The 24,597-nt window shown below is 72.9% G+C and carries 23 protein-coding genes; 15 read left to right on the forward strand and 8 right to left on the reverse strand.

Going from position 1 to position 24,597, the window contains the following annotated elements; all coding sequences use genetic code 11:
• Window positions 1-2 precede the first annotated feature (2 nt).
• The 5 genes from hutU to AB1207_RS17920 are packed head-to-tail and all read left to right on the forward strand — an operon-like array spanning window position 3 to window position 4,901.
• Complete coding sequence (hutU, locus tag AB1207_RS17900) at window positions 3-1,670, forward strand: urocanate hydratase (RefSeq protein ID WP_367639761.1); 1,668 nt, start codon at window positions 3-5, stop codon at window positions 1,668-1,670.
• Entirely contained in the window at window positions 1,658-2,968 is a 1,311-nt protein-coding gene (locus AB1207_RS17905; RefSeq protein WP_367639762.1) for a formimidoylglutamate deiminase, read from the forward strand. Before hutU ends, AB1207_RS17905 begins: the two co-directional genes overlap by 13 nt.
• Complete coding sequence (hutI, locus tag AB1207_RS17910; RefSeq protein ID WP_367639763.1) at window positions 2,965-4,110, forward strand: imidazolonepropionase; 1,146 nt, start codon at window positions 2,965-2,967, stop codon at window positions 4,108-4,110. Before AB1207_RS17905 ends, hutI begins: the two co-directional genes overlap by 4 nt.
• A 28-nt stretch (window positions 4,111-4,138) precedes the next feature.
• A complete protein-coding gene (locus tag AB1207_RS17915) occupies window positions 4,139-4,738 on the forward strand; it encodes an LURP-one-related/scramblase family protein (RefSeq protein ID WP_367639765.1) in 600 nt (199 codons plus the stop codon).
• A gap of 1 nt (window position 4,739) precedes the next feature.
• Window positions 4,740-4,901 (forward strand): hypothetical protein, encoded by a 162-nt coding sequence (locus AB1207_RS17920; RefSeq protein ID WP_367639766.1) that lies wholly within the window; start codon window positions 4,740-4,742, stop codon window positions 4,899-4,901.
• Here AB1207_RS17920 and AB1207_RS17925 read toward each other — a convergent pair.
• Window positions 4,898-5,431, reverse strand: a complete 534-nt coding sequence (locus AB1207_RS17925) for a hypothetical protein (protein WP_367639767.1) — start codon at window positions 5,429-5,431, stop codon at window positions 4,898-4,900. The two genes, AB1207_RS17920 and AB1207_RS17925, sit on opposite strands and share 4 nt — an antisense overlap.
• A gap of 93 nt (window positions 5,432-5,524) precedes the next feature.
• On the opposite strand from AB1207_RS17925, the gene AB1207_RS17930 reads away from it, so the two are divergent.
• Window positions 5,525-6,424 carry a hypothetical protein gene (locus AB1207_RS17930; RefSeq protein ID WP_367639768.1) on the forward strand — a complete coding sequence of 300 codons (900 nt, stop codon included), beginning with the start codon at window positions 5,525-5,527 and terminating at the stop codon, window positions 6,422-6,424.
• 3 nt (window positions 6,425-6,427) lie between these two features.
• Here the strand turns inward: AB1207_RS17930 and AB1207_RS17935 are convergent, their stop codons facing one another.
• Window positions 6,428-7,936, reverse strand: a complete 1,509-nt coding sequence (locus AB1207_RS17935; RefSeq protein ID WP_367639769.1) for a hypothetical protein — start codon at window positions 7,934-7,936, stop codon at window positions 6,428-6,430.
• A complete protein-coding gene (locus tag AB1207_RS17940) occupies window positions 7,933-8,868 on the reverse strand; it encodes a hypothetical protein (protein WP_367639770.1) in 936 nt (311 codons plus the stop codon). The genes AB1207_RS17935 and AB1207_RS17940 overlap by 4 nt, the downstream gene beginning before the upstream one ends.
• A 217-nt stretch (window positions 8,869-9,085) precedes the next feature.
• Here AB1207_RS17940 and AB1207_RS17945 point away from each other — a divergent pair, with 217 nt between their 5' ends.
• From AB1207_RS17945 to AB1207_RS17960, 4 genes are all read left to right on the forward strand, one after another.
• Window positions 9,086-9,904 (forward strand): thymidylate synthase, encoded by an 819-nt coding sequence (locus AB1207_RS17945; RefSeq protein ID WP_367639771.1) that lies wholly within the window; start codon window positions 9,086-9,088, stop codon window positions 9,902-9,904.
• Window positions 9,905-9,914: 10 nt separating this feature from the next.
• Complete coding sequence (locus tag AB1207_RS17950) at window positions 9,915-10,424, forward strand: dihydrofolate reductase (protein WP_367639772.1); 510 nt, start codon at window positions 9,915-9,917, stop codon at window positions 10,422-10,424.
• Window positions 10,425-10,495: 71 nt separating this feature from the next.
• Complete coding sequence (locus AB1207_RS17955; protein ID WP_367639773.1) at window positions 10,496-10,822, forward strand: hypothetical protein; 327 nt, start codon at window positions 10,496-10,498, stop codon at window positions 10,820-10,822.
• 66 nt (window positions 10,823-10,888) lie between these two features.
• On the forward strand, window positions 10,889-11,599 hold the full coding sequence (locus AB1207_RS17960; protein ID WP_437178972.1) for a DsbA family oxidoreductase: 711 nt from the start codon (window positions 10,889-10,891) through the stop codon (window positions 11,597-11,599).
• 110 nt (window positions 11,600-11,709) lie between these two features.
• Here the strand turns inward: AB1207_RS17960 and AB1207_RS17965 are convergent, their stop codons facing one another.
• Both AB1207_RS17965 and AB1207_RS17970 read right to left on the reverse strand, forming a co-directional pair.
• Complete coding sequence (locus AB1207_RS17965; RefSeq protein ID WP_367639774.1) at window positions 11,710-12,288, reverse strand: TerD family protein; 579 nt, start codon at window positions 12,286-12,288, stop codon at window positions 11,710-11,712.
• A gap of 9 nt (window positions 12,289-12,297) precedes the next feature.
• The gene (locus tag AB1207_RS17970) at window positions 12,298-12,906 is read right to left on the reverse strand and encodes a TetR-like C-terminal domain-containing protein (RefSeq protein ID WP_367639775.1); all 609 of its coding nucleotides are present in this window, start codon (window positions 12,904-12,906) and stop codon (window positions 12,298-12,300) included.
• Window positions 12,907-12,992: 86 nt separating this feature from the next.
• Between AB1207_RS17970 and AB1207_RS17975 the strand changes: the two genes are divergently transcribed.
• Window positions 12,993-14,252, forward strand: coding sequence for an MFS transporter (locus tag AB1207_RS17975; protein ID WP_367639777.1), 1,260 nt, complete (start codon window positions 12,993-12,995; stop codon window positions 14,250-14,252).
• 1 nt (window position 14,253) lies between these two features.
• On the opposite strand, the gene AB1207_RS17980 is transcribed toward AB1207_RS17975, so the two are convergent.
• On the reverse strand, window positions 14,254-14,436 hold the full coding sequence (locus AB1207_RS17980; protein WP_367639778.1) for a hypothetical protein: 183 nt from the start codon (window positions 14,434-14,436) through the stop codon (window positions 14,254-14,256).
• 57 nt (window positions 14,437-14,493) lie between these two features.
• On the opposite strand from AB1207_RS17980, the gene AB1207_RS17985 reads away from it, so the two are divergent.
• From AB1207_RS17985 to AB1207_RS18000, 4 genes are all read left to right on the forward strand, one after another.
• Window positions 14,494-14,736: a hypothetical protein gene (locus tag AB1207_RS17985; RefSeq protein ID WP_367639779.1), complete on the forward strand. Its 243-nt coding sequence runs from the start codon at window positions 14,494-14,496 to the stop codon at window positions 14,734-14,736.
• Window positions 14,737-14,852: 116 nt separating this feature from the next.
• Window positions 14,853-16,340, forward strand: coding sequence for an amino acid permease (locus AB1207_RS17990; protein WP_367639780.1), 1,488 nt, complete (start codon window positions 14,853-14,855; stop codon window positions 16,338-16,340).
• Between the two features lie 141 nt (window positions 16,341-16,481).
• On the forward strand, window positions 16,482-17,756 hold the full coding sequence (locus tag AB1207_RS17995; RefSeq protein WP_367639781.1) for a multidrug effflux MFS transporter: 1,275 nt from the start codon (window positions 16,482-16,484) through the stop codon (window positions 17,754-17,756).
• Window positions 17,753-19,732, forward strand: a complete 1,980-nt coding sequence (locus tag AB1207_RS18000) for a M13 family metallopeptidase (protein ID WP_367639782.1) — start codon at window positions 17,753-17,755, stop codon at window positions 19,730-19,732. The genes AB1207_RS17995 and AB1207_RS18000 overlap by 4 nt, the downstream gene beginning before the upstream one ends.
• Window positions 19,733-19,736: 4 nt before the next feature.
• Here the strand turns inward: AB1207_RS18000 and AB1207_RS18005 are convergent, their stop codons facing one another.
• The gene (locus tag AB1207_RS18005) at window positions 19,737-21,317 is read right to left on the reverse strand and encodes a histidine kinase N-terminal 7TM domain-containing diguanylate cyclase (RefSeq protein ID WP_367639783.1); all 1,581 of its coding nucleotides are present in this window, start codon (window positions 21,315-21,317) and stop codon (window positions 19,737-19,739) included.
• Between the two features lie 131 nt (window positions 21,318-21,448).
• Window positions 21,449-24,091, reverse strand: a complete 2,643-nt coding sequence (locus tag AB1207_RS18010) for an MGH1-like glycoside hydrolase domain-containing protein (protein WP_367639793.1) — start codon at window positions 24,089-24,091, stop codon at window positions 21,449-21,451.
• Window positions 24,092-24,597: the final 506 nt, after the last annotated feature.

Genomic DNA, 24,597 nt, shown 5'->3' on the forward strand with positions numbered 1-24,597 from the left:
GCATGTCCGCGAACACCCACGGGCCGCGTCCCGTCCGCGCCCACCGCGGGAACGAGCTCCACACGAAGAGCTGGCAGACGGAGGCCCCGCTGCGGATGCTCATGAACAACCTCGACCCCGAGGTCGCGGAACGTCCCGACGACCTCGTCGTCTACGGCGGGACCGGCAAAGCCGCCCGGTCGTGGGAGGCCTACGACGCGATCGTCCGCACCCTGGAGACCCTCGAGGACGACGAGACCCTCCTCGTCCAGTCCGGCAAACCCGTCGGGGTGTTCCGCACCCACGCCTGGGCCCCTCGCGTCCTCATCGCGAACTCCAACCTCGTGGGCGACTGGGCCACCTGGCCGGAGTTCCGCCGCCTCGAGGCCCTGGGCCTGACGATGTACGGCCAGATGACCGCCGGGTCGTGGATCTACATCGGTACCCAGGGGATCCTCCAGGGAACCTACGAGACGTTCGCCGCCGTCGCGGACAAGTCCTTCGGTGGAACCCTCGCCGGGACCATCACCCTGACCGGCGGGGCCGGCGGGATGGGCGGCGCGCAGCCGCTCGCGGTGACCCTCAACGAGGGCGCCGTCCTCGTCGTCGACGTCGACCGCGCCCGGTTGCAGCGCCGCGTCGACCACGGCTACCTCGACGAGCTCGCCGACGACCTCGACGACGGCCTGGCCCGCGTGGTCGCCGCCCGCGACGCCCGCCGCCCGCTGTCCGTGGGCGTCGTCGGGAACGCCGCCACGGTGTTCACCGAACTCCTCGACCGGGGCGCTCCCATCGACGTCGTGACCGACCAGACGTCGGCGCACGACCCCCTGAGCTACCTGCCCGAGGACGTCACGGTCGAGGAGTGGCACGAGCTCGCGGCGAAGGACCCCGAGGAGTTCACCCGCCGCTCGCGCGAGGCGATGGCCAAGCAGGTGAAGGCCATGGTCGATTTCAAGGACCGCGGCGCGGAGGTGTTCGACTACGGCAACTCCATCCGCGAGGAGGCCCGCCTCGGCGGGTACGACCGCGCGTTCGAGTTCCCCGGGTTCGTGCCGGCCTACATCCGCCCGCAGTTCGCCGAGGGGCGGGGCCCGTTCCGCTGGGCCGCGTTGTCCGGCGATCCCGCGGACATCGCCCGCACCGACCGCGCCATCCTCGAACTGTTCCCCGACGACGAGAAGCTGCGTCGCTGGATCACCGCGGCGGGGGAGAAGGTCCACTTCGAGGGGTTGCCCGCGCGCATCTGCTGGCTCGGCTACAAGGAACGCCACCTCGCCGGCTTGAAGTTCAACGAGCTCGTCGCGAACGGCGAGATCTCCGCACCGATCGTCATCGGCCGCGACCACCTCGACTCCGGCTCGGTGGCCTCGCCGTACCGGGAGACCGAGGCCATGGCCGACGGGTCCGATGCGATCGCCGACTGGCCCCTGCTCAACGCGCTGCTCAACACGGCCTCCGGCGCGACGTGGGTGTCCCTGCACCACGGCGGCGGCGTCGGCATCGGTCGCTCGATCCACGCCGGTCAGGTCACCGTGGCCGACGGCAGCCCCCTCGCGGCGGAGAAGATCGAACGCGTCCTCACGAACGACCCCGGCACGGGGGTCATGCGGCACGTCGACGCCGGGTACGACCGCGCGGCCGAGGTGGCCCGCGAGCGCGGTCTGCGCGTCCCGATGTGGGAACAGTGACCTTCCACGCGCAGAGCGCCTGGCTGGACGGCGCGGTCGTCCGGGACGTGCGGATCGAGGTGGCCGCCGGTCGGATCACGGCGGTCACCCCGGGCGTGGGTGCGGAACCGGGGGACGAGGTGCTGAGCGGCCTGGTGTTCCCGGGGTTCGCGAACGCGCACTCGCACGCGTTCCACCGCGCCCTGCGGGGGCGCACCCACGCGGATGGCGGGACGTTCTGGACCTGGCGCACCGCGATGTACGACCTCGCGGGGCGCCTTGACCCCGAGTCCTACCGGGAACTGGCGACGGCCGCGTTCACCGAGATGGTGCTCGCGGGCTGGACCGCGGTCGGGGAGTTCCACTACCTGCACCACCGCCCCGACGGGACCCCGTACGAGGACCCGAACGCCATGGCCCTCGCCCTGCGCGACGCGGCCCGGACGGCGGGCATCCGCCTCGTACTGCTCGACGCGCTGTACCTGACCTCGGCGCCCGGGGAACCCGCGCTGCCCGAGCAGCGCCGGTTCTCCGACGGCGACGTCCGGGCCTGGGCGCGGCGGGTCCGGCAGCTCCCGTCCGACGAGTTCTTCCGCGTCGGGGTGGCGGCGCACTCGGTGCGCGCCGTCGCGCCGGCGGACCTGTCGGTGGTGGCCGAGACGGCGTGGGACCTCGGCGCCCCGGTCCACGTCCACCTCTCCGAGCAGCCCGCGGAGAACGAGGCCTGCCGCCGCGCCTACGGCTGCACCCCGACCGAACTGCTCGACCGCGCGGGAGCCCTCAGCCCCGCGCTGTCCGTCGTCCACGCGAACCACGTCACCGACGCCGACGTCGCCCTCCTCGGGGCGCGGCAGGCGTCGGTCGTGGCGTGCCCGACGACGGAAGCCGACCTCGGTGACGGGGTGGGCCGCGCCCGGGCCCTCGCCGACGCCGGAGCCGTGCTGGCGCTGGGCACCGACCAGCACGCCGTCGTCGACCCGTTCGCCGAGACCCGGGGGCTCGAGGCGGCCGCGCGGCTCGGCTCGCTGCGGCGCGGGGTGTTCGACCCCGCCGACCTGGTCGCCGCGCTCACGACGGGCGGCCACCGCAGCCTCGGTCTGGAGGGCGGGACGATCGCCGTCGGCCAGCCCGCCGACCTCGTCGCCGTCCGCACCGGGTCCGTCCGCACGGCCGGGTCCGACCCCGCCCAGCTCGCGATGACGGCCACCGCGCAGGACGTGACGCACGTCGTCGTGGCGGGGGAGGTCCGCGTCCGCCAGGGTGGACACACGGCGGTGGGGGAGGACCGCGTCGCCGACGTCCTGCGGAGGTTCGCGTGAGCACGCTCTACACCGGCATCGCCGAACTCACGACGAACGACCCCGAACGGGCCACGCCGCAGGACCCGCTGGGCCGGATCCTCGACGCGGCGCTGGTCGTCGACGACGGCCTCGTCGCCTGGACGGGGCCCGCGAGCGCCGCCCCCGACGCGGACGAGCGCATCGGCGTCTGCGGCCGTGCGGTCCTGCCCGGCTGGGTGGACTCGCACTCCCACCTCGTCTTCGCCGGCGACCGGACCAGCGAGTTCGAGGCCCGGATGGCGGGTATGCCCTACGCCGCGGGGGGCATCGCCACCACCGTCGCCGCGACCCGTTCCGCGACCGACGAGGACCTGCGCCGCAGCCTGCGCCGCCACGTCGCCGAGGCCCGCGCGCAGGGGACGACGACGCTGGAGACGAAGACCGGGTACGGCCTCACACCCGCCGAGGAACTGCGGGCCGCCCTGCTGGCCGCCGAGTTCACCGACGAGGTGACCTGGCTCGGAGCCCACATCGTCGCCCCGGGCGAGGAACCCGCCGACTACCTCGCCGAACTCGTCGGCCCGCAGCTGCAGGCCGTGCGCGACCACGTCCGCTGGGCCGACGTGTTCTGCGAGACGGGGGCCTTCGACGAGGAGCAGTCCCGGACGGTCCTGCTCGCAGCGCGAGACGCCGGGCTGGGCCTGCGCGTCCACGGCAACCAGCTCGGTCAGGGTCCCGGCGTGCGGCTGGCCGTCGAGGTGGGGGCCGCCAGCGTCGACCACTGCAACCACCTGTCCGACGCCGACGTCGACGCCCTCGCCGGCTCCGACACCGTCGCCACCGTCCTGCCGGCCTGCGACCTGTCGACCCGTCAGCCGCTCGCTCCCGCCCGGCGGCTCCTCGACGCCGGCGCGACGGTCGCGATCGCCAGCAACTGCAACCCCGGTTCCAGCTACACGAGTTCGGTGGCGTTCTGCGTCGCGACCGCCGTGCTGCAGATGGGGCTGACCGTCGCCGAGGCCGTGCACGCCGCGACCGCCGGCGGGGCGCAGGCGCTGCGCCGCACCGACGTCGGCCGGCTCACCGTCGGCGCTCGCGCCGACCTGCACGTGCTCGACGCGCCGTCGGTCACCCACCTCGCCTACCGGCCCGGGGTGCCGTTGACGCATTCCGTCCACTGAGCGGGCACCCCTGCGCCATGCTGCGACGGTGACCGCGGTCTGCGACGCCCCCGAGCTCGTGCTGCACGAGCGCGGCCGGGTGTTCTCGAACCGGCACCACTACGACGTCCTGTCGCCCGAGGGTGCGCCCCTGGCCGAGGTGGTGGAGGAGGTCCGGCTCGGATTCCTCGGCGCCGTGGTCTCGAGCCGCTACGTCGTGGTCGTGGACGGCGCCGCGCAGCTCTTCGTGGAACGTCCCGGCACCTGGGGCCGTCTGGAGTTCCACGCCGTGCGCCCCGACGGCAGCCCGCTCGGGCGGGTGCGGCAGGAGAACTCCATCGGTGCGCCGCGCTTCGAGGTGGCGACCCCGGACGGCGTCCTGGCCCGGATGACGGGCGGCGCGTGGGGCAGCCGGGAGTGGACGGTGACGCTGCACGCCGATCCGCGGCCGACGAGCCTGCGCAAGGGCGGGGAGGTGATCGGCGGTGTGCACCGCAGGAAGCGTTCCCTCGACCGGGTCCTCGTCGACGCCGACGAGTTCGCGCTGAGCACGGACCCCGCGCTGGACCCCGACCTGCGCGCCCTCCTCCTCGTCGGCGTCGTGGCTCTCGACGGCGTCCGCGACCGGCAGAAGAGTTCGGGGGACTGACGTGGCGCGCCGCAGACTCCGCCGCCGTCCCCACCGCCGACGCGACAAGGCCCTCGAGGTCGCCGAGGGCGCCGGCGACCTCCTGGACCTGGGGTCCCTGGTCTGGACCGTCGTCAAGATCCCCTTCAAGGTCGTCAAGGCCGTCTTCGACGTCTGGAACTAGGACGGCGGGTCCACGGGGGACCCGTCCGCGTGCTGGTCGGGGTGCTGCTCGCGGTACTCCTGCAGGCTCAGGCCCAGCCGACGGGCGCTCGCCCGGTCCTCGGTGTCGACGAACTGGTTCCAGTCGTCGACCACGCGCTGCGTGAGCTTCGGCTCCACGAAGCAGGCGTACGTCCCGTCCGGGGGCAGGTCCGCGGGTGGGGTGCACATCGAGTCACCCTCGTACTCCGTCGGGTCGAAGCAGCTCGTCCAGTACAGCCCGTCGTGCTCGTCGGGGGCAGTGGTCGACAGCTCCTCGTCCGTCGGCTGGTGCCACGTGCAGGTGCGGCTCGGCATCGAGGTCGCCATCGGCCCACCCTGCAACCACTCGAAGCGCGCGGCGTCAGCGTCCTCCTGCGCTGACGAGGCGTCCGGTGCACTGGTCGCGGAGCCGCTCGGCGATGCGCCGGCCACGGGTGCCGCCGACTGGCTCCCGCACGCCGCGGCGGTCAGGACGAGAGCTGCGAGGGGCAGGACGAGCACGGGACGCACCCGCCGACCCTGCCAGCAGGAACCTCCTGACCGGCGCGAACGCGGCCCGCTCACCCGTCCGGCCCAGCGTCCCGCGGGTGGGAGGATCGGGAGGTGACGACCGCTCCCGCCTTCGGCCTCCTCCTCGACGTCGACGGCCCGATCGCCAGCCCCGTGACCCGCTCGATCAGCGCCCCCGGCCTGCTCGAGAGCCTGCTGGAACTGCTCGCCGCGGGGATCCCGGTCGTCTTCAACACCGGCCGGTCCGACGCGTTCCTGCGCGAGCAGGTGATCGGCCCCGTCCTCGCCGCCGGTCTGCCCGCGGCCGCCCGGCTGCACGCGGTGTGCGAGAAGGGCGCGGTGACGTTCAGCGTCACCGCCGACGGCGTGGGCCCCGTGGAGGTCGACGAGACCGTCGTCGTCCCGCGTGACGCGGCCGTCCGGCTGGAAGCGCTGGCGCGCACCGACTTCGCCGACCTCGTGTTCGTCGACGCGGGCAAGCGCGCCATGGTGTCGATCGAGCAGCGCCTCGAGGTCGACTCCGCGACCTACCTCGCCCGCCAGCCCGAGTACGAGAAGGCCGCGCTGGAGGTCTTCGCCGACCTCGACCTCGGCGTGACCTGGAAGGGCGCGACGATGCCCGACGCCCGGGGCGGCGTGGACTGGCGGATCGACCCGACGATCATCTCCACCGACATCGAGTCCGTCCTGCTCGGCAAGGACCGCGGGGCCGAGATGGCGCTGCGGATGCTGGCGCAGGACGGCGAGCTGCCGACCGCCTGGCGCACCGTCGGCGACTCCCGCACCGACTACGCCATGGCCGACTGGCTGCACGCCCAGGGCCACGACGTCGTGCACGTCGACGTCCGCCCCGCCGACGGCGTCCCCACGACCCCGTACCCCGTCCTGGAACCCCGCCACACCGTCCACGACGAGGCCGGCGCGGCCTGGCTCGCCCGTCTCGCCGCCGCGGTGCGCGGGGAGGCGGAGGACGACCGGGACTTCGACGCGTGAGGGTCATCGCCAGTTCGGGTCCAGCGACAGCGAGGTCGTCGCATCGGCCATCCAGGCGGAGAACTCCTCCACCGTGACGAACAGCGGCTGACCGTCCAGTCGCTGGGTGACATCGATCAGACGGCCCAGCGCCACGTCGGGGCCCTCGGCGGTCACCGCCGTGAGAGCCTCGTCGGCCAGCGGGCCGATGTCTGAGCTGACGCGGGCCTCCAGTCCCGTCGCGAGGGCATGCTCTGCCTCCGCCAGCAGCAACGCCGTGGCGAGGGCCTCGGCCGTCTCGTCCTCCAGCGCAGCGATGCGCTCGGCGCTCTCGGCGTCGGGCTCGACCGCGTGACGGGACAGGGTCGACACGGCGGCGCGCAGGCCCTGGGCGATGAGGGTCGCTGCCAGCTGCCCGACGAGCCCGCCGACGAGACCGGCCACGAGCGGGGCCGGTATGACCGTCTGCGCGAGCCCGCTGCAGGCGCTGACCAGCGTCACTCGGAGGGCGGCCTCGCAGCACCGCGCGGCCAGTTCTCCCGCGTCGATCTCCTCCCGGGCGAAGGCCAGGCCGGCGTCCGTGACGTCGGCGACGGCGGCCGCCACCGCGGCCGGCGTCGACCCCCGCCCCAGGAACTCCGGGAGGTTCCCGGCTCGGACCGCGATCGCCACGGCCTGGTGCAGTCCGGCGGCCGCCGCCGACCGAGTTGCACCCATGGCGGCCGCGCCCGCGGCCGTGGCGGCAGCCGCCGCCGCCGAGGTTTCCCCCGCCCGGACCCTCGCGGCCTGCTTCGCCGCCTCGACGACCCCGGCGAGGACGGCACCGGCCGCCGCTCCGGCGGCCACCGCGGACCCGACCTCGCGGGACCCCGCAGCGGTGGCCTGCCGATCGCCCCACCGCAACGGGTTCCGGGCCGCCCGGTGGGCTTCGTCAGTGGACACCGGACGGCTGGTGATCCTCTTGCCGTCCTCGGTGACGGCCCGCAGGGTGTCGGTGACGTGGGCGCGGGCATCGACGTAGTCGCCGTACCGCAGGCCTTCAGGGGTCATCCGCAGCCGCCGGTCCAGGAGGTTCCGCACCGGCGCAGCCATGTCCTCGGCGACGAGACGTCGCTGCCCGGCGTACCCAGCCCGGGCGACGCCGCTCGCCGCGGCACTCGTCCTGCCGAGCAGCTTCGCCTGCGCGGCCGCCAGCAGACGGCCTCCCTCGTCCCGGACGTGCAGGTCGGCGGGCGCGTTCTGCGACCCACCCTTCACCCACTCGGTGGTCGACGCGCGGATGCGCGAGCCCTGTGCGATCGCGTCCCGGTTGAAGCCCGCCTCGTGCATCACCTCGAAGAGATGACCGGCGCGCTGGGGGAGCGTGACGTTGCGGTACCGCTGCCCGACCTGCCGCGCCAGGTCGCGGATGCGCAGCGCTTCGGTCGTCTGGGCCGCGGAACGCCGGGTCGCGGCGTTGACCAGGGTCCACGCCGCGCTGCGTGTCACCGCCCGACCGGCCCGCCGTGCGAGCTTCTCCTCGTCAGCGCTCACGAGGAGACCTGCTCCCGGAGCTCCCGCAGCCGACGGTGTGCATCAGCCGTGACCTCGCCCGACAGCTCGGTCACCTCCCCGTCCGCCCCGACGAGAGCGGTCCCCATGACGGTGATCGTGGTGGTCACCAACGAGACGGTGGACGCCACGCGGGCCCGGTCCTCAGGAGAGTAGGCCGAGTAGTCGTCGTCGCGTTCCACCAGCACACTCAGCTCGTCCACCGACGTGATCGCCTCCCCTCGGAGCTCATCGAGCAGGGACCGCACCTCCCGACTGCGGCGGAGGACCGTGCTGGTGCGTCGTTCGGACTGCTCCAGGTCGGCCTCGGCGGCGTCCAGCTGTCTACCCCCGTCCCGCTGTCGGTCGCGCTGCCGTCGTCCCTGCCAGGTGAGGACCCCGACGGTGGCCGCGAGGGCAGGAGCCGCCACCAGACCCCCGAGGACGATCGTGCCGAGAGCCACCCCGCCCCCACCGGCCGCCAGGGACCCGCCGCCGAGCGCCGCCAGCGTTGCGCTCGTGGCCGCGGCACCGGACAGGCCGGAGATGGCGGTGCCGGTCGACGCCACACCGAAGGCGCCGGCAGCGACGAAGGCGCCTGCTCCCGCACCGACGCCCGCACCCAGCCCACCAGCCAACGCACCGATCGCGTGGAGGGCGTTCAGCCTCACCTGCGTGACCTCGACTTGCGGGGCCGCACCCGCGGTGGGCAAGTCGATGCCGGCCAGTTCCGCGAGGTCCACGTTCTTCAGGCGCGAGAAGACGTCGCGGAAGGGGACGAGGACCTCGTCGTGCACCTCGCGACGCTGCTGCTCCTGGGCTCGGCTCTCCCTCTCCGCTCGGGTCACGAGCGCGGCGTGCCGATCCTCCAGCTCCTCGGACCGGGACCGGTTGGCGCGAGCCAACCGGACGGCCTCGACCCAGGCGATGTCCACCCAGTCCCCCTCGCCTCGTCGCGGTCCTCGCGCCGCTCGGGGCGAAGACGTCTCGTCCGGCCATGCAATCACTGTGAGCGACTATTCCGCTACTGAGTGCGATATCTAGGGAAGCATGACGGCGTATGGCGACTCGTCAGACGTCGTCATGACTCGGTAGACGTCACCCGCTCCTGCTCGTCGTGGCTGACCCGCCGGCCTGACCTACGCTCTCCCCGTGCCCGAGCAGCCCCCCACCCCCGCCGTCGACACCCAGTACGAGGACCTCCTGCGCCACGTGCTGGCGAACGGGACCCCCAAGTCCGACCGCACGGGCACGGGCACCCGCAGCGTCTTCGGCCACCAGATGCGCTTCGACCTCTCCCGCGGCTTCCCGCTCGTCACGACCAAGCGGGTCCACTTCAAGTCCGTCGCGCTCGAGCTGCTGTGGTTCCTGCGCGGCGAGGGCAACGTGCGGTGGCTGCAGGAACGCGGCGTCACGATCTGGGACGAGTGGGCCGACGCCAACGGCGACCTCGGCCCCGTCTACGGCGTGCAGTGGCGCTCCTGGCCCACGCCCGACGGCCGGCACGTCGACCAGATCAGCGAGGTCCTGCAGACCCTGCGGACGAACCCGGACTCCCGGCGCATGGTCGTCTCGGCCTGGAACGTCGCCGAGCTCGACAAGATGGCGCTCGCCCCCTGCCACGCCTTCTTCCAGTTCCACGTGGCCGACGGCAAGCTGTCCTGCCAGCTCTACCAGCGCTCCGCGGACCTCTTCCTCGGTGTCCCGTTCAACGTCGCCAGCTACGCGCTGCTGACGGTCCTCGTGGCGGCCGAGGTGGGTCTGGAACCCGGGGACTTCGTCTGGACGGGTGGCGACGTCCACATCTACGACAACCACGTCGACCAGGTGCGCGAGCAGCTCACCCGCGCCCCGTACCCGTTCCCGACGCTGCGGGTCGCGCCCAAGCCGCTCTTCGACGTCGCCTACGAGGACCTCGAGGTCGTCGGGTACCAGCACCACCCGACGATCAAGGCCCCCGTGGCCGTGTGATGGCCGTCTGATGATCGGTCTGGTCTGGGCGCAGTCCCGGAACGGCGTCATCGGGGTGGACGGCCGCATCCCGTGGCGCATCCCCGAGGACATGGCGCACTTCTCCGCGCTCACCACGGGCGCCACCGTCGTCATGGGCCGCGCGACCTGGGAGTCGCTCCCGCCCCGCTTCCGTCCGCTGCCGGACCGTCGCAACGTCGTCCTGTCCCGGACCGCCGGCTACGACGCCCCCGGTGCGGAGGTCGTCGCCGACCTCGACGTCGCGCTGGGCCTCAGGACCGACGTCTGGGTCATGGGTGGGCAGGCCGTCTACGCCGCGGCGCTCGCGCGCGCCGACGTGCTCGTCGTGACCGAGGTCGACCTCGACGTGGCCGGTGACACGCACGCACCCGCGGTCGGTGACCCGTGGCGACGGGTCGAGGAGGGGCAGTGGCGCACGTCCTCGGCCGGGCCCCGCTTCCGCGTCGTGACGTGGCGCCGGGCGGACCGGCCGGACCGGCCGGACGGGGCGAACCACTAGCGCGGCAAGCGGTTCCGTGCCACCGTGAGGCATCGAGCCCCCGCTGGGGCTCCAGGCCGAAGGAGGCAGTCGTGGTGACGCTCTTCCTCTCTTTCGCGGTGATCGTCCTCGTGTGTTCCCTGGTGGGCCACCTGTGCTCGCGGTCGCGGCCCGGCAACGTCAAGCTCGGGCCCAAGCCGGCGAAGCGGCACAGCTCGGACATCAGCTGGCCCGGCGTCTTCGGCGGGGACGCCGGGGGCGACTCCGGCGGCTACGTGAACCTGCCCGACACCCACCACCACTCCGGCTGGGGCCACTCCCACTCCCACTCGCACGACTCCGGCGGGTGGGGCTGGGGCGGTGGGGACTCCGGCGGCTTCGGGGGTGACTCCGGCGGTGGTGGGGGCGGCGGCGACTGACCGCCGCAGCGTCACCCGGACGCGCGGAAGAGTCGCGCGTCCGGGGTGGTTGCCCCCACCGTGAAGGTGGAGATCTGGTCCGACGTCGTCTGCCCGTGGTGCTACATCGGCAAGCGCCGCTTCGAGAGCGCGTTGCGCGACTTCGAGCACGCCGACGACGTCGAGGTGGTGTGGCGGTCCTTCGAGCTCGACCCCACGACGGAGACGGTGCACGAGAAGGCGGACGGTCCCAGCGACGCCCACCTGCGCCGGCTGTCCGCGAAGTTCGGCCAACCCGTCGAGCAGGTGGCGCCGATGGTCGCGCACGTCGACGCGATGGCGGCGGCCGAGGGCCTGGAGTTCCACCAGGACATCTCCGTCCCCGCCAACACCGTCAAGGCCCACCAGCTGCTGCACCTCGCGGCCGAGCGCGGGGTCCAGGGCGCCGTCAAGGAGCGCCTGCTGCGGGCGAACTTCACCGAGGGTGAGCCCGTGGGTGACGACGAGACCCTCGTCCGCCTCGTGGCCGAGGCCGGGCTCGACGCCGACGAGGCGCGCGCCGTCCTCGCCGAGGACCGCTACCTGGACGCCGTCCGCGCCGACATCGCGGAGGCTCGCGCGCTCGGCGCCCGCGGGGTCCCGTTCTTCGTGGTCGACCGCACCTACGGCATCTCCGGCGCCCAGCCCACCGAGCAGTTCGCCCAGGTGCTGCGCCAGGCGTGGGCCGAGAGCCACCCGCTCACCCTCGTCGGCGACCAGGACGCCGACGCCTGCGGCCCGGACGGTTGCGCCATCTGACGTCGCCGGCCGCTGCGCGGGGGAGGATCGTTGGCCCCTCGCTGTCGATGATCGATAGCGAGGGTGGAGCCGGCGCCCTAGCGCCGGACAGCGGTGCGAACCCCGGAGCCTCAGGAGACGTCGACCCCGAAGTCCTGCGCGATGCCCCGCAGCCCGGACGCGTACCCCTGACCGACGGCGCGGAACTTCCACTCGCCGTTGTAGCGGTAGACCTCCCCGAAGACCATCGCCGTCTCGGTGGAGGCGTCCTCGGACAGGTCGTAGCGGACGACCTCGCTGCCGTCGACGCGGTTGACGAGCCGGATGAAGGCGTTGACGACCTGCCCGAAGCTCTGCCGGCGCGCCTCGGCGTCGTGGATGGACACCGCGAAGACGATCTTGTCGACGTTGGCGGGGACGCTGCGCAGGTCGATCTCGATGCTCTCGTCGTCGCCGTCACCCTCACCGGTGCGGTTGTCGCCGGTGTGCCGGACGGTCCCGTCGGGGCTGCTCAGCTGGTTGTAGAAGATGAAGTGCCCGTCGGACAGGACCTTGCCGTTCGCCCCGAGCATGAGCGCGCTGGCGTCGAGGTCGAAGTCGAGGCCCGTCGTCGTGCGCACGTCCCAGCCCAGGCCCACGAGCGCCTCGTCGAGGTTCGGGGCCACCTTGGCCAGCGAGACGTTTCCACCCTTGGCGAGAGTCACACCCATGACCGAAACCTACCCGGGCGGGCTGGACGTCGCCTGAGCGGCAGCCGGGGCCACGAGCCGCTCGACGAGCAGTTCCACGAGCACCTCCACCGACGGCGCGGGCAGCCCGAAGAGGGCGCGGAAGTAGATCGGCGCGACGAGGTGGTCCAGGACGCGGGTGGCCGTCGGCGGCTCCTCCCCGCGCGCCAGCGCGGCCGCGAGGATGCTCTCCGCCTGCGTGCTGCGGCCGACGAGGCAGGCGGAGCAGGCCGACTCGAACCCTTCGGGCGCACCGGGATCGGCGGGTCCGACGGCGACCGCGGCCCGCAGCAGGGCCAGCTCCTCGGGACGGCCGGCCTCCTCGACGAGCGCGGCCCCCCACGCCAGCAGGTCCCCGCGCAGCGACCCCGTGTCGGGGACCGCCGAACTGGTGCCGAAGCGGACGAGCGCGGTGTCGGCGAGCAGCCCGGCCACGTCGCCCCAGCGCCGGTAGACGCTCGTCGCGTTGACGCCGGCCCGGGCCGCGACCTGCGGGACGGTCAGCGGGTCGCCCTCGGCGAGCAGTTCCACGACGGCCCGGTGGACGGCGGCCGTCACCTTCGCGCTGCGCCCACCGGGGCGCGTCATCGCCGGCGTCATGACCCCACCTTAACGCAAACGGTGTTGCGTTAGCTGGGGACCGCGGGTAGTTTCCTCGAGACACCTCCCCCACGTCAGGAGCGCACGTGTCCCGCACCGCGACCAGTTCCCGCACGGGTTTCGTCCTGGTCACCCTCACGCTCGGCCTGCTCGTCGCCGCCAGTTCGGCCCCGTCGCCGGTCTTCCCCGTCTACCAGGAGCTCTGGGGCGTCGGGCCGGCCGCGGTCACCGTCGTCTTCGCGGTCTACGCCGCCGTCCTGCTCGTCGCGCTGCTCACCGTCGGTTCGCTGTCGGACCACCTCGGGCGCCGGCCCGTGGTCCTCGCGGCCCTCGTCGGCGTGATCGCCTCGATGCTCGTCTTCTCCCAGGCGTCCGACGTCGCGACGCTCGTCGCCGGCCGTGCGCTGCAGGGCTTCTCGACGGGGACGGCGATCGGCGCCCTCGGTGCCTGGCTCCTGGACCTGGCCGGTCCGACCCGCGCCCCGCTGGCCCAGCTCGTCAACGGCGCGGCCCCGCCGGCCGGGCTCATGGCCGGCGGCCTCGGCGCGGGTGTGCTCGTCCAGTTCGGCCCCGCCCCGACCGAGCTCACCTACCTCGTCCTCGCCGGCCTGCTGCTCCTCGCCCTCGTCGCGGTGGCGCTCACCCCGGACGTCGTCGGTCGCGCGCCCGGTGCCCTGCGCTCGTTGCGACCCGTCGTCCAGCTGCCCGCCTCCTCCCGCGGCGCGTTCACCGCCCACCTGCCCGGCTTCCTCGGCAGCTGGGGCCTCGGGGGTCTCTGCCTGGGACTCGGTCCGTCCGTCGTCGCCGGAGTGTTCGGCCTGCACAACCACGTCGTGGGCGGTCTGGTCGTCGCCTCCGTCGCCGGGGTCGGCGCCGTGACCGGCGTCCTCACCCGTCACCAGGACCCCCGCCGCGTGATGACCCTCGGCATGGCGGGCCTCGTCGCCGGCCCGCTCGTCCTGGTCCTCGGCCTGACCCTGCTGTCCGTGCCGGTCTTCTTCGCCGGCGCCCTGCTCTCCGGCGTCGGCTTCGGCGCCGGGTTCCAGGGGGCCCTGCGCGGTGTCCTCGGCACGGCCCCCGCCCACGAGCGCGCCGGCGTCCTGGCCGCCGTGTACGTCGTCAGCTACCTGGCCTTCGGCCTGCCGGCGGTGGTCGCCGGCTTCCTCGCCCCGCACCTCGGGCTGCGCCCCGTCGTCGACGGGTACGTCGCGCTCGTCGTCGTCGCCGGGGTGGCCGGTCTGACCGCGAGCGTCCGCGCCGGCCGCCGCACGCCGCGCCACTCGGCGGCCGTGCCCGGTCAGCTGCGCCGCTCCCCGGAGGCCTGCCCCCTGCAGGAGCGCGCCTGACCTACGGCTGGGAGCGGTGCACGACCAGCGCCGCGCCCGAGGCGACGAGGACACCCACCACCGGCCACAGGACCCAGGCCGGTGGGGGTGTGCCGTCGAAGAACGAGGGCGTCAGCAGCACCAGCACCGCGCCCGACAGGGCGGTGGCGACGACGAGGAGAGCGGTGACGGTCGATCGCTGCACCCCCGCCACGGTAGGGGCCCGGTCAAGGGCGGAGCGGTCCCTGCCGATCACCACGGCATGACCCTCCGCCCCGGTCAGCGCGTCGCCTTCAGCGGCCACTTCCTGTCCGCCCGTGCCGACCTGGAGGCCCGCGCGCGCCGGGCCGGCCTGCGCGTCGACGACGCCGTCACCGAGGGGACCGACGTCCTCGTCGCCAACGACGCGGGCTCCGGCGAGCCCGCGGTCCGCGCAGCACTGGTCCTCGGCGTCCGGCTCCTCGACGAGTACACGTTCGAGGAGCACGTCTCCCTGGTCGCCTGACCGGGGGATCTCACGCACCGGAAACACCCTGGGAATGCGCAGGTGATCTGGATCTGGTTGCCTTCCCCGGTCCACTCCGTCGACGACGACGGCGACGACCGAGGAGAGGAAGCTGCATGTCAGTCGACGACCGGGGGAGCGGAGCGGGGCAGGCGACCGCCCAGCGCGACTTCTCCCACGAGGACGGCGGGCTCCACAAGAGCCTGAAGAACCGCCAGCTCCAGATGATCGCCATCGGCGGGGCGATCGGCACGGGCCTCTTCCTCGGCGCGGGCGGGCGCCTGGCCAACGCGGGCCCCGGGCTCTTCATCGTCTACGGGATCTGCGGCTTCTTCGTCTTCCTCATGCTGCGCGCCCTCGGCGAGCTCGTCCTGCACCGGCCCTCGTCCGGCTCCTTCGTCTCCTACGCCCGCGAGTTCTACGGCGAGAAGGCCGCCTTCGTCGCAGGCTGGATGTACTGGTTCAACTGGGCCATGACGGCGATCGTGGACATCACGGCGATCGCCCTCTACCTGCACTACTGGAGCGCCTTCAGTTCCGCGCCGCAGTGGCTGCTGGCGCTCGCCGCCCTCGTGGTGGTCCTGGCCCTCAACCTCGTCTCGGTGAAGATCTTCGGCGAGATGGAGTTCTGGTTCGCGCTCATCAAGGTCGTCGCCCTGACGGCCTTCCTGCTGATCGGCATCGTCTTCCTCGCCGGCCGCTTCCCGATCGAGGGCAAGCCGACGGGGCTGAGCGTCATCAGCGACAACGGCGGCTGGTTCCCCACCGGGGCCGTCCCGCTCGTCGTCGTCATCTCCGGCGTCGTCTTCGCCTACGCGGCCGTCGAGCTCGTCGGTACCGCCGCGGGGGAGACCGAGAACCCCGAGAAGATCATGCCGCGGGCGATCAACACCGTGATCATCCGCATCGTCGTCTTCTACTGCGGTTCGCTCATCCTGCTGGCCCTGCTGCTGCCCTACACGGCCTTCAGCGCCGACGAGAGCCCCTTCGTCACCTTCTTCTCCAGGCTCGGCGTCCCCGGCGCGGGCGACATCATGAACTTCGTCGTGCTGACGTCGGCCCTGTCGAGCCTGAACGCCGGGCTCTACTCCACCGGCCGCATCGTCCGCTCCATGGCGATGAACGGCTCCGCCCCCAAGTTCGCGGCCAAGCTCAACAAGGGCGGCGTCCCCTTCGGCGGCATCGCCATCACCGGCGTCGTCGCCGTCCTCGGCGTCGTCCTCAACTACCTCGCCCCCGGCCGCGCCTTCGAGATCGTCCTCAACGCCTCCGCGCTGGGCATCATCGCCAGCTGGGGCACGATCGTGCTCTGCCAGATGCGGCTGCACGCGTGGTCGAAGAAGGGCATCGTGCAGCGCCCGCACTACCGGCTGTTCGGCGCCCCGTTCACGGGCTACCTCGTCCTGGCCTTCCTCGTCGCGGTCCTCGCGATCATGGCCTACGACCCTGACAGCCGTCCCACGGTCCTGGCCCTCGTGGTGATCGTCCCGCTGCTGGTGCTCGGCTGGTTCGCCGTCCGCAAGCGGGTCCTGGCCGCCGCCGAGGAGCGCATGGGCTACACCGGCGAGTTCCCGGTCAAGGCGGACCGCCGCCCGCGCGACTAGACCGGTACCGGGTCCGCAATCCGGCAGGACGCCGTCGCCCCCTTCGTCCTAGGGTGGAGGGGACGGCGGCGTCCTGCCGCGTCGAGCCCCGCCCGGCGCTGTGCGAGGCACCCCGCGACTGCCCCCGAGGACCTCCCGCGCATGTCCGCGCTCCAGACCGCGCCCACCACCCGTCGCCCCTCGACCGTCGGCCTCGTCGTCCTGCTCGGCGCCATGGCCGCCCTCGGCGCCGTGACGATCGACCTCTACCTGCCGTCGCTGCCGGAGGTCGCCGAGGACCTCGGGACGACCCACGCGCGCACCCAGCTGACGATCACCGGCGTCCTCGTGGGCTCCGCGCTCGGCCAGCTCGTCGTCGGCCCGCTCTCGGACGCCTTCGGACGCCGTCGGCCCGCGATGGTCGGGTTCGGCGTCTACGTCGTCGCCAGCGCCCTGTGCGCGGTGGCGCCGAACCTGCCCACGCTCGTCGCGTTCCGCGTGCTGTCCGGCGTCGGCGCCTCGGCCGGGGCCGTCATCGGCATGGCCGTCATCCGCGACCTCTTCACCGGCCCTGCGGCGGCGCGCCTGCAGTCCCGGCTGGTGCTCGTCATCGGCGTCGCCCCCCTCTTCGCCCCGACGGTCGGCGGGTTCATCGCGAACCACACGGGCTGGCGGCCGGTCCTCGGCCTGCTCGTCCTCGCCGGTGCCGGCGTGCTCATCGCCGTCTGGCGCTCGCTGCCGGAGACGCGCCGCGAATTGTGCGACTCCGCCGCCCAGGCCCGCGCCGAGGTCGAGGCCGCGCCGATCGTCCCCGAGCGCGCGCGCCGCGTGCTGCGGACCTTCGCCGGGTACCGCGAGCTCGTCCGCGACCCGCGCTTCCTCGCCCTGGCCGCCATGCCCGGTCTCGCGCTCGCGACGATCATGTCCTACGTCTCGACGTCGGTCTTCGTCCTCCAGGACGGCTTCGGCCTCACCGGCACCGGTTTCGCCGTGTTCTTCGCCCTCAACGGGACCGCCCTCATCGGCGGCACCCAGCTCAACGCGGCCCTCGTCGAACGCTTCGGCTCGCCCCGCCTCCTGCGGGTGGGCGTGGCCGGTGCGTTCGTCTTCGGCGTGGCCCTGACCGTCTCCCTGCTGTCCGGGACCGACCGTCTCGTGCTCTTCGCCGCCCCGCTCTACCTCCTCCTGCTGAGCCTGGGCCTGATCATGCCCAACGCCGTCGTGCTCGCCCTCGAGCCCTACGGCGACAGCGCCGGAGCGGCCGCCGCCCTCGTCACGGCCCTGCAGTCGGGGGTGGGCGGCCTCGTCGGCGTCCTCGTCGGCCTGCTCGGCGGCGACGCGCACGCCATGGCGTTCGTCGTCCTCGGCGCCGTCCTGATCAACGTCGCCCTCCTGGCCTCGGTGTGGCGGAGGATCCGTCCTACTGTGAGGTCATGACCTCGATCACGGACGCCCAGCCCGCGGGCAGCGACGTCGACCCGTCGGTCCGCCCTCAGGACGACCTCTTCCGGCACGTCAACGGCCGCTGGCTCGCGACGACGGAGATCCCCGACGACCGCGCCGTCGACGGGGCCTTCATCCGCCTGCGCGACCAGTCCGAGGCCGAGTGCCGCACCATCGTCGAGTCCGCCGCCGAGGCCGCGGCCACCGGCGAGGCGGCGCCCGGCACGGTCCGCCAGAAGATCGGTGACCTGTTCGCCAGCTTCATGGACACCGACCGCATCGAGGCCCTCGGCGCGACCCCGCTCGACCCCGAGCTCGCCGCCGTCGACGCCGTCACCGACCACGCCGGCCTCGTCCGCCAGGTCGGCGCCTTCGAGCGCTCCGGCGTCGGCGGGCCCTTCGCCTACTGGGTCGACACCGACAACGCCAAGTCCGACGAGTACGTCGTCTACCTCACCCAGTCCGGCCTCGGCCTGCCCGACGAGTCGTACTACCGCGAGGAGCAGTACGCCCCGATCCGCGAGGCCTACCGCGGCCACGTCGAGCGCATCCTCACCCTCGGGCACCGTCCCGACCCCGCCGGTGCGGCGCAGCGCATCCTCGACCTGGAGACGGCGCTCGCGGCCCACCACTGGGACCGCGTGAAGAACCGCGACGCGAACGCCACCTACAACAAGGTGGACCGCGCGGGCCTGGACGCGCTGCTGCCCGGGATCGACCTGGCGGCCTGGCTGGACGCCGCCGAGCTGCCGGACTCCGCCTTCGCCCAGGTCGTCGTCCGCCAGCCCAGCTACCTCACGGGCATGGCCGAGGTCCTGCTGGCGACGCCGGTGGAGACGTGGAAGGACTGGCTCGGCTGGCGCGTCCTGCACCAGGCCGCCGTGTTCCTGTCCCAGGACTTCGTCGAGGAGAACTTCGCCTTCTACGGCACGACGCTGACCGGCGCGCCCCAGCTGCGCGAGCGGTGGAAGCGCGGGGTGGGCCTGGTCGAGGGCAACCTCGGGGAGGCCCTGGGCGAGCTCTACGTCGCCGAGCACTTCCCGCCGGCCGCCAAGGCGCGCATGCAGGAGCTCGTGGCCAACCTCGTCGAGGCGTACCGGCAGGACATCGAGGCCCTCGACTGGATGACGCGGGAGACCAAGGACCGGGCGCTGGAGAAGCTCGGCCAGTTCACGCCCAAGATCGGCCACCCCGACCGCTGGCGGGACTACTCCGCGCTGACGATCGACCGGAGCGACTTGCTCGGCAACGTCCGCCGCGCGTTCGCCTTCGAGGTGGACCGCGAGCTGGCCAAGCTCGGCGCGCCCGTGGACCGCAGCGAGTGGTTCATGACGCCCCAGACGGTCAACGCCTACTACAACCCGGGGATGAACGAGATCGTCTTCCCCGCGGCGATCCTGCGGCCGCCCTTCTTCTCCCTCGACGCCGACGACGCGGAGAACTACGGCGGCATCGGCGCGGTCATCGGTCACGAGATCGGTCACGGCTTCGACGACCAGGGCTCGAAGTACGACGGTCTGGGCAACCTCAACGACTGGTGGACCGACGCCGACCGCACCGAGTTCGGCCAGCGCACCCAGGCCCTGATCGACCAGTACGACGCCCTCGAGCCTCCGGAGACGCCGGGCAAGAAGGTCAACGGGTCGCTCACCGTCGGCGAGAACATCGGCGACCTCGGCGGACTCACGATCGCGCACAAGGCGTACGAGATCGCCCTCGGCGGCGAGGAGGCCCCGGTCGTCGACGGCCTGACGGGTAGCCAGCGCCTGTTCTTCGGCTGGGCCAAGGTGTGGTGCGGCAAGGTCCGTCCCGCCGAGGTCGAGCGCCGGCTCGCGATCGACCCGCACTCCCCGCCGGAGTTCCGCTGCAACGCGGTCGTGCGCAACCTCGTCGAGTTCCACGACGCGTTCGGCACCCAGCCCGGCGACGGGCTGTGGCTGGACCCGGCTGACCGCGTCCGGATCTGGTGACCGGCTAGTCCGCGAGCGCGACCTGGTCGCGGCCGCCGCCCTTGGCCTCGTACAGGGCGCGGTCGGCCGCGAGCAGGAGCTCGTCGGGCGTCGTGCCGTGCGCGGGGGCGGTGGCGACCCCGGCGCTGATCGTGATGCGCAGCGACTCGATCCCCACCCGCACCCCCGCGCAGGCCGCCCGCAGCACCTCCGCGCGGACGCGGGCGGCGTCGGTGTCGAGGTGGGGCAGCAGGACGACGAACTCCTCCCCGCCGTAGCGGACGACGTCCTCGGGGCGCGCGTGCGCACCGAGCGCGCGGGCCACCTCGACGAGGACGTCGTCGCCGACGGCGTGCCCGTGGGCGTCGTTGATGGCCTTGAAGTGGTCGACGTCGAGGAGCACGAGGGAGAGCGGGTGCCCCGCCTCCGCCGCCGTCGCCAGCCGGGCCGAGAGGTCGTCGACGAACCGCCGCCGGTTCCGCAGCCCCGTCAGCGGGTCGCGGGAGGCCTCCTCGGCGAGGTCGGCCTGCAGCCGCTCGATCGTGGCCACCTGCGCACGGAGGCGGTCGTTGGCCCGTTCCAGCGCCTGCGCGGCGCGGTACCGGTCGGTGACGTCCCGGGCGACGACGACGCGGCCCAGGGGGTGCCCGTGGTCGTCGCGGATCCACCGGGTGCGGACGTCGAGGTGGCCGCCGCCGGACAGCCGCACGACCGTCTCACCCTCGCCGGCGGCGACGGCCTCGGCGACGGCCGCCTCCACCAGGTCGGCGAAGGGGCGGCCGACGACGGTGTCGCGCGGCCCGGCCCCCGCCCCCAGGACGGCCATCCCGGCGGGGTTGACGTCGACGAGCCGCTCGCGCGCGTCGACGTCGAAGACGGCGTCGGTGACCGTCTCGACGACGAGCGAGCGCGCGACCGGGACGAGCCGCAGCAGGTCCTGCTGCAGCACCGCGTAGGCGAACAGGACGCCGGTGACGGCGAACGCGAGGGGTGTGATGTCGACGGCCAGCGCGACGCCCGGGAGCACGACGGCGAGGTTGCACAGGAACGGGACGAGGATCGCGACGAGCATCGTCGTGGCCTGCCGTCGCTGCAGCCCCCGGCTGCTGCGGCGCAGCGTCCAGATCGTCGAGGCGGCCGTGAGGATCACGGCGTAGCTGTAGAACGCGTTGACCCAGAAGAGGGGCCCGGCGGTGACGACCCGTCGGACGGGGTCGCCGACGTGCTCGACCGTCGCGTGGAACAGGTGCAGGTGGGGGTCCAGGGCCAGGAGGACCAGGAGCAGGGCGGGCTCGACGCTGAAGGCCAGCACGCGCCGCGCCCGCAGGGTCCGGCCGCTGACGGCGTCCACGAACAGCCGCAGCGAGAGGACGCACCCCCCGACGCCGAGGAACTGCGGGAAGACCGTGAGGTCCAGCCACCGGGCCGGCAGGTCGGCGTTCTGCAGCACGACGGAGACGCCCCACAGGCTGACCGAGGCCAGCGCCGCCGTCAGGGGGAGGGCGGCGGGCGTCTCGCGACGGCGACGGAACGTCAGGACACCCGTGGTCATCGTGATCGCCACGGCCACGGCGATGAGCTGCGCGAGCGGTGCCACCGACGCCATCGACGTCCTCGCCCCCCGGTCCTCCGGCCGGCCGCGGTGGCCGGTGCCTCCAGCCTGACATCGACGTCCGACGGACGGGAGGACATGGGCCGACCGGGCGTCCCCGGACCAGCCCCGCCGCCCTCACACCGTCACCGTCCCGGCGGGCTCGGAGGCAGCCGGGGGTGCAGCAGGTGCGCGACGAGGGCGGTCCACCCCGTCTGGTGGGTGGCCCCGAGTCCCTCGCCGGTGTCCCCGTCGAAGTACTCGTTGAAGGTGACGTGGTCCCGCCACAGCGGGTCGTCGCTGGCCTCGATGCGCTGCCCGTCGGCGGGCCGCCGACCGTCGACCGGACGGAAGAGGTTGACCAGGCTGTCGTCGATGAGGTCGGCGGCCTGCACCAGGTTGATGCGACGGCCCGACCCCTTGGGCACCTCGATGGTGAGGTCGTCGCCGAAGAAGCGCCCGAGCGTCCGGAGCTTGTCGGCCAGCAGGACGTTGACGGGGAACCAGATCGGCCCGCGCCAGTTCGAGTTGCCGCCGAACATCCCGGTCCGGGACTCGCCCGGCTCGTAGACGACCGAGGAGCTCTGACCCTCGACCGACGTCCAGACCTCCTCCTTCACCGCCGCCGACAACGAGCGGATGCCGTAGGCGGACAGGAACTGGTCGTGGTCGAACATGCGCTCGAGGATGCGCACCAGCCGGGGGCGGTCCACGAGCGAGAGCAGCATCCGCCGCCCCTCGGGCGTGGACCGCGTCAGCAGGGGGAGGGTCAGGTCGGGCCGCCGCTTCTGCAGCCACCGCAACCTGGCCGTCAGGTCCGGGGTCTCCTCCGCGATCCAGGACGGGACGTCGGTGGACCCCAGGATCGGCAGCAGGCCGACCATCGACGGCACCCGCATCGGCTCCGACGACCCGTCGGGGCGCAGGAGGACGTCGTAGTAGAAGCCGTCCTCCTCGTCCCACAGGGCCGCGTCGTGCGACCCGAACGAGTTCATCGCCTGGGCGATGGAGAGGAAGTGCTCGAGGAACTTCGTCGCGGCGTCCTCCCACGCGGGGTCGTGCCGCGACAGCTCCAGGGCGATCTTGAACATCTGCTGGCAGTAGAACGCCATCCAGCTCGTGGCGTCGGACTGCTCCAGCCGGTACCCGGGCGGCAGCTCGGCGGAGCGGTCGAACAGGCCGATGTTGTCCATCCCGAGGAAGCCGCCCTCGAAGAGGTTCGACCCGCTGGAGTCCTTGCGGTTGACCCACCACGAGAAGTTCAGCAGCAGCTTGGTGAACACCCGGACGAGGAAGCCCTGGTCCCGGTAGCCGTCGAGCCGGTAGACGTGCCAGGCGGCCCACGCGTGCACGGGCGGGTTGACGTCGCCGAACGCCCACTCGTACGCCGGGAGCTGCCCGTTGGGGTGCATCGACCACTCGCGGCACATGAGGACGAGCTGCTCCTTGGCGAACTCCGGGTCCACGTGCGCCAGGGGGATGGCGTGGAAGGCGAGGTCCCAGGCGGCGAACCAGGGGTACTCCCACTCGTCGGGCATGGAGATGACGTCGGCCAGCGACAGGTGGCTCCAGGTGACGTTGCGCGCCCCCCGGGCCTGACGGGACTCCGGCGCCGGCTCGGTCTCCGGGTCTCCTCCGAGCCACTGCCGCACGTCGTAGCGGTAGAGCTGCTTGGTCCACAGCAGGCCTGCGTAGGCGCGGCGCGCGAGGTGCCGGTCGGACTCCCCGAGGTCGCGGTGGATGACCGCGTCGTAGAACTCGTCGGCCTCTTCCCGGCGGTCGCGCAGCACGGCGTCGTAGCCGGGGCCGAAGGTGCCCTTGCTGGGCGCCTGGGGCGACAGCCGCAGCCGCACCTCGACGGTCTCCCCGGGCGCGACGGCGTCGAAGGAGTACCAGAACGCGGCCTTGGTGCCCTCCCGCCGCGGGTTCACGGCAGTGGTGTCGCCGTGGACGATGCGCCGGTCCACACCGTCCTTGGTGAACGCGGTGGGGTTGGACGCGGCCCCGAACAGCTCGACGAGGTTGGACTCGTTCTCGCAGAACAGCACCTCGGGTGAGCCTTCGGCGCTGACGTGGTACCGCCCGAGGTGCCCGTGCTCGCACTCGACGGACTCCAGCCCACCCACGGCCAGCGTGGGCGGCAGGAGCTGCGTCATGGTGCCGCGGCGACGGTCCCAGCCCCAGGCCCAGGTGTTGCGGAACCACACCTGCGGGACGAGGTCCAGGGGGGCGGGGTCCGGTCCGTGGTTGGTCGCCGTCACGACCATGCAGAGGTCGTCCGGTCCGGCCTTGGCGTAGGTGACCTCGACGTCGAAGAAGCGGTTCTCGTCCAGGACGCCGGTGTCCCCGAGCTCGTACTCGCGCTCCTCCCGTCCGCGCCGGGCGTTCTCGGTGCGCAGCTGCTCGTAGGGGAACTCCGCCTGGGGGTAGCGGTAGAGCCACTTCATCCAGGAGTGGCTGGGCGTGCCGTCCAGCGCCCACCAGTACTCCTTGGCGTCCTCCCCGTGGTTGCCCTCACCGTTCGTGAGCCCGAAGAGGCGCTCCTTGAGGAAGGGGTCCCTGCGGTTCCACAGCGCGACGCCGAGGTTGAGGAAGCCGAACCGGTCGCAGACGGCGCCGAGACCGTCCTCGCCCCAGCGGTAGGCGCGGGCGCGCGCCTGGTCGAAGGGGAAGGCGGACCACGCGTCGCCCCCCGGGGTGTAGTCCTCGCGCACCGTCCCCCACTGACGACCGGAGACGTAGGGGCCCCACAGCCGCCACGGACCGTCGGCGCCGGGCGATTCCGCCATCCGGGCGTGCTCGGCGCTGCGGTGCTCGGGGGCCGGCTCGGTGGGGTTGGTGGCGTCGGTCACCTCCTCAGTCTCCCAAGAGCGGCCCAGGCTCGCGTGGTGACGACGGGATCAGTCGTGATCCACTGCGGTGCAACGGGTCACCCCGTTCGGACCGAGGCGATTTGCCTGTCCGACGCCTCGCCGTCTAATGTTCTTCATGTCGCCGCGAGCAACGGGGCGGACGCCGAGGGTCACAGCCTGAGGGGTTCGCTCGATGCCTGGCGACACCGGAAGCTCCTTGAGTGGGGCTGGGTTGAGGTTTGGCCTGGTTCTCGGTTAGGGTGGGAAAGTTGCCCCTCTTCCGCTGGCCCTCCTGATGGTGGGTTTGTCGGGGTGGGTGCGTCCGGTTCTTGAGAACTCAACAGTGCGCTAGAAATATGTTGATGCCAATGCATTAACCCCCAATGGTCTTCACTCCTGTGTGGGTGGGGATCGGGGTTCCTTTGGGATCTACCCCCGTGCCG

The sequence above is a fragment of the Kineococcus endophyticus genome (genome assembly GCF_040796495.1).
Classification (GTDB): Bacteria; Actinomycetota; Actinomycetes; order Actinomycetales; family Kineococcaceae; genus Kineococcus; species Kineococcus endophyticus.